Origin of the sequence: Thermoactinomyces sp. CICC 10521, from assembly GCF_016055135.1 — a bacterium.
GTDB classification, from domain to species: Bacteria; Bacillota; Bacilli; order Thermoactinomycetales; family Thermoactinomycetaceae; genus Thermoactinomyces_A; species Thermoactinomyces_A daqus.
Genome location: NZ_JAECVZ010000060.1, coordinates 1 through 4,731, shown reverse-complemented (window position 1 = coordinate 4,731; position 4,731 = coordinate 1). Strand labels below are relative to the sequence as shown.

General features: G+C 45.1%; 4 protein-coding genes and 2 pseudogenes. 3 read left to right on the top strand and 3 right to left on the bottom strand.

The genetic code is table 11. From position 1 onward, the window contains the following. Window positions 1-595: 595 nt before the first annotated feature. Window positions 596-940 (bottom strand): DUF192 domain-containing protein, encoded by a 345-nt coding sequence (locus I8U17_RS17710; RefSeq protein ID WP_198056619.1) that lies wholly within the window; start codon window positions 938-940, stop codon window positions 596-598. A gap of 573 nt (window positions 941-1,513) precedes the next feature. Between I8U17_RS17710 and I8U17_RS17705 the strand changes: the two genes are divergently transcribed. From I8U17_RS17705 to istA, 3 genes and pseudogenes are all read left to right on the top strand, one after another. Beyond that, window positions 1,514-1,759 carry a deaminase domain-containing protein gene (locus I8U17_RS17705; RefSeq protein ID WP_198059954.1) on the top strand — a complete coding sequence of 82 codons (246 nt, stop codon included), beginning with the start codon at window positions 1,514-1,516 and terminating at the stop codon, window positions 1,757-1,759. A gap of 30 nt (window positions 1,760-1,789) precedes the next feature. Continuing rightward, window positions 1,790-2,152: an Imm3 family immunity protein gene (locus I8U17_RS17700; protein WP_198056615.1), complete on the top strand. Its 363-nt coding sequence runs from the start codon at window positions 1,790-1,792 to the stop codon at window positions 2,150-2,152. A 448-nt stretch (window positions 2,153-2,600) separates the two neighbouring features. Next, window positions 2,601-3,862, top strand: a pseudogene (gene istA, locus I8U17_RS17695) (IS21 family transposase). Here the strand turns inward: istA and I8U17_RS18975 are convergent. After that, the gene (locus I8U17_RS18975) at window positions 3,848-4,291 is read right to left on the bottom strand and encodes an integrase core domain-containing protein (RefSeq protein WP_198059953.1); all 444 of its coding nucleotides are present in this window, start codon (window positions 4,289-4,291) and stop codon (window positions 3,848-3,850) included. The pseudogene istA and the gene I8U17_RS18975 sit on opposite strands and share 15 nt — an antisense overlap. Before the next feature lie 119 nt (window positions 4,292-4,410). Continuing rightward, window positions 4,411-4,503 (bottom strand): annotated as a pseudogene (locus I8U17_RS19025) (IS3 family transposase); the annotation flags it as partial. Window positions 4,504-4,731: the final 228 nt, after the last annotated feature.

Below are 4,731 nucleotides of genomic sequence, written 5' to 3'. Positions count from 1 at the left end.
TCAGCAGTCCATTTTCGCCGCCCCATAAAAAACGACCCCTTTCTTGCTTCCTTCCATTATACTTTATCTTTCGTCTGGAAGCGTATGGGGTCATTATAATTGCAGGAACTATTCTTTCCGAAATTCCCACTCTTACGTGGAATGACAATATTTCCACTTCCGTTACTTATACAGTCACCATTCAGGTTAATACAAGTACGGGTCTTACCAGTGTTACCACACAAACTCGGGCTTTAAACGCTATTGTTTTTTAACAGGATTTTAGAAAACAAATAGCCTCAATCATTTTTTGAGACAAAACAATCCTCATAGGAGGTATCCACTTTGCCAAGCATTTAGGAAACGGTTTATCCAAGACTAAAAAGCAACCTAACGCCTAAAGAGTTAGATAAATAATTCGTCTGGGCAAAAGAAAAAGCATGAAATTCCTTTTCTCAATTGGGTTTCTGATCATGTTGAAAACTTTCCAGTTTCTCAACTACTTAACGCCCATCTTTTCAAGCTGTTCAATGAGTTGCAAAACATCAATTGTCTGGCGGCCAAGACGAGAGATAGATTCAAGGGGTCACCTGTACGGAAAATCGTACGTTGACCCCTATATGGCAATTTTCCAATACCATCGTTCTCCAACTTTGATCTGGTATTTTCGGATGGTACCCGGGTTAAATTCAACCACATGCGCCGTACCTTCAAAATAAGCACCGTTTTGGTTAGGCATCAATTTTTCCTCTAAACCGACCACTAATCCTTGTTGGTTTAAATAGACGACATCGATAGGAAATTTCATCTGATACGTGTGGATCGCTGTGGCCCCCATGAGAAACATTCCACTGCCGGCTGTTGTGCGCCCGAGAAGACCTTTAGCCAGTTCAGTCATGGTTACGGCCAGTTCCATTTTTCGAAAATAGGTTTTGTAGCGATATACACATACCGATTTCATCACATCATCTCCTCTAATCCGTAGCTTGGTGCTCCCTAGATCCTATTCCAATAGTATTTCTTTGTGACACAATAGGCACATAGGGTCACCGTACGGAAAATCGTACGCTAAGGCAAAAGTTCACGTCATAACTGGAAATAATGACGCGCTTTATTAAGATAACTTTACCTTAGCGTACAGCTTATGACTTGTTGTGTCTAAAATATTCAGATGACAAAAATTGAATCGTCCTATACTGGTAACCCCGAGTTTTAGGCGAGGCAGTTTAGCCTTTGCCACGTGCGGGTCTTGCAGGACAAAGCCATACACGACTTCTGGCAGTTTCCGCTTTAGTGGTATGCTTTTGTCCCCTTTGGTCTTAACCGCCAGGTGAACCACTTGACCCAGAAGCCTTTTCTTCCGAACTTCTCCTTCCTATGGAAGGGATCTACCGCCGGATGACACGGCACACATTTTCTCGGAGGAATCTATTTATTATTCATATAATTTTGGCGATGTGTTCATCAGCTTGATGATAAGGTTTTAGAATACACAAAAGCATAGATTAAAGGAGGGCTTTAGTGAAACTTCGGGATAAGGTTCACAAAGGGGAATGGGAGTGGAGATATATTTCTTAGGGATTCAGATACAGAATATAAAATCCTTAATGATATTGCAGCTAGACTAGGTGATAATACAAAAGCTACTGGGGAGATTAAGTTATTCACAGAATTAGACACCTGTGCGAGTTGTAGTAGAGTAATAGCAGAGTTTGCTAAAAAATATCCAAACATTAAATTAGATATTGTCCATAATAATGGTAATAGGATAATAAAATAATCTTTATTCTTAATACTGGAGGGTTATTTGTTGAAGGATTGGGAATATCATGAGTTGCTTGAGGCTGTGAAAGAAACTTACGAAGATTTCTTGAGAAAAAATATAGGTTATAGGTATGCTGTTGCAAGAACCTTTTATGAGTTTGAAACAGTTTGTAATGAGGGGAAAACAGAGAGTTTGCTAGTTCATATTGCATTAGGTGAGATCGTATTAACCCACGAAAAGGTATTTGTTGGTAATATTGAAGCGATTAAAAAAGAGCTAACGAGCGTTAATCTGAGTCAACTAGAAAATGAATTAACCTCTGAAGAAATTGAAGATCTTTCAAAAAGAATTACTAATGTTCTAAAGGGGCTTGAATTTGTTCATATAGACTATAATCCAAGAACTTAATTAGATTTTTATGAAAAAAGAATTCAAAAAATAGCCCAGTGTTTCGATTAACTCTAAGAAACTGTTCTTTAAATGGAAAAGAATAGATATTACTTTTGAGGGACAGATTTGACCAAAGGTCAGCCTGTCCTTTTTTGATCTTATGTTAAGTGGAGGGGGGGAGATAGGAAACAATAAATTTGATATTATTCAAAGAGCTGTAAATGCTATTAGAGATGCTGATCAACAAGGTTTGCTGAAAGAAGGATTCAATAAACTTTGGGTAGTCAATATGAATGGCCACAAGGCTCAGATCAATGTGTTCATACAAAACGGTAATTTCATAAATATTAATCTGTTTGTTACCGACGGCGTATAATTGACCCAGGATCGCCGAAAAAGAATTGACCCACTCCCGTCGAATAATCCCCTTCGAACGAAACCGCTACATTTCTTCGGAGGGAGAATTATGCTAAGGAGTGGGACTGTGATTAAATTACACGAATCGAAGGCGATTGGCAAGAGTATTCGGGCGATTTCGAGAGAAACGGGACATGCCCGCAATACCGTCCGGCGGTATCTTCGTGCAGAGGGGCTTCCGGAGCGGAAGCCCCGGGGAAAACGGCCATCCAAGTTGAATCCCTTCAAGTCGCTTCTGCACCAGTACATGGATCAAGGCATCTACAACTGCGAAGTCCTTTTCCGGCTTCTCCGTGAGCAAGGCTACCAAGGCGGTCGAACTATTCTTAAAGACTATGTCAAGGATTTCTGTCCTCCCAAACAGCTCCCTGCAGTTCAACGGTATGAATCCCGCCCTGGGGAACAAGCCCAGGTAGACTGGGGGATCTGTGAATACGTGGACCCGGAGGGTCAAGTCCACAAAGTGCCTGTGTTTGTCATGGTTCTCGGCTACTCCCGAGCGATCTATGTGGAGTTTGCCAAGCGCTGCGACATCCACAGTTTCCTCCGCTGCCTGGTTCATGCGTTTGAGTATTTCGGCGGGATTCCAGACATAGTTCTAACGGATCGAATGAAAACGGTGATCTTGGGCATGGGGGACGACCGAAAGCCCCGGTGGCATGGGCTGTTTGCCGACTTCGCGGCAACAGCAGGGTTTATCCCGCTGGTATGCCGCGTTCGGCGTCCGCAAACCAAGGGCAAGGTGGAACGCAGCATCCGGTTTGTAAAGGAAAACTTCCTGCCAGGGCGCCGCTTCATGGATCTGGAAATCTGAACCGGCAAGCTGCGGCGTGGTGTGACGAGAAAAACCGGCGTGTTCATGGAACGACTGGCGAGCGACCTTGTGACCGTCTGAAGCAGGAAAATCTAAAGCTGCTTCCTGACCTCGACCGCTGGAACCCGTATCTGCGCGAAAGACGCCGTGTCAGTCAAGACGGGTTCGTCAGTTATGACGGAGTACGATATGGGGTCCCCTGGCACTACAGCGGTCGTGAAGCAACGGTCTGTGAACGGAACGGCCATGTGGAAATTTGGATTGGTTCGAAACAGATTACTCGTCATGAAAAAGTGGGAAAATCCAGAGCCGTTGTCCCTTGCCCTAACCAGTACAAAGGGCTTGTTACCGCACAGGGACTCCCTGTCCCCCGACCGCGTGCAAAACAAATCCCGCATCACGAAGTGGAAGTGCGCTCACTCGAGGTGTATGAGAGCTTGATGGGGGCGAGATCACTTAATGAACCCCAAAAGTCCAGACATTTAAGTCGCATTTGAAGATAAAAGTTGACGAAATTCTTTTGGAGACAGATATCCTAATGCAGAATGCAGTCGCTCCGCATTGTAGAATCGGATGTAGCGGTCGATATCTTTTTTGGCTTCCAGGAAAGAGGAGTATTCCTGAAGCCAAACCGTTTCCTCTTTCAGCGTCCGGAACCAACGCTCAATGTAAGCATCGGTGTCAGGGTTGTTGTAACCCGTTCGCTCCTGCTTAATTCCGGCATCTTGAAGAGCTTTGACGTATCGTCTGCTGGTCATTTGGCAACCATTGTCACTACGAATTGTCAGGCCACGGCCTTTGACTCCTTGAGGGAAACGTTTTTCCAGTGCTTGATTGACAGCAGAAAGAAGCTCATCGGTTCTGCAGAACCGTGAGAAGGAATAGCCTACGATTAAGCGTCGATGACGGCAAACAGGTAACCCCAGCCATCACGCCCACACCATATCTTCGTCATGTCGACTTGAAAATGCTGATTTGAGCCGGTGACCGGGATCCGACCCGATTGCTTTTTTCTACTCGCCGTTCCTCCTTTGGAACGGGTTAACAACCCCAACTCTTTCATGATGCGGTACACGCGCTTGTGGTTGACACGAAGCTGATGCCGCTTGTACAGCCAAACCCGGATTCGGCGGTACCCGTTGGTCGGAAACTCCGCAAAGCTCCTGGATCTTCTGACGAAGCGCCGCTTCGTCAGAGCGCTCACGCTTTTTGGGCTGGTACTCCTTGAGCAGAGCATACCCATAAGTGCGGTTGATGCGAAGGGCAGCCGTGATTTGTGGGACCGAATACCCCTCGCCGTGCAGGATCCGCACCAAATCCCTGGTCTTTACCTTCGGCCCCAGTTCGTCTTTTTTCGGAGAATCTC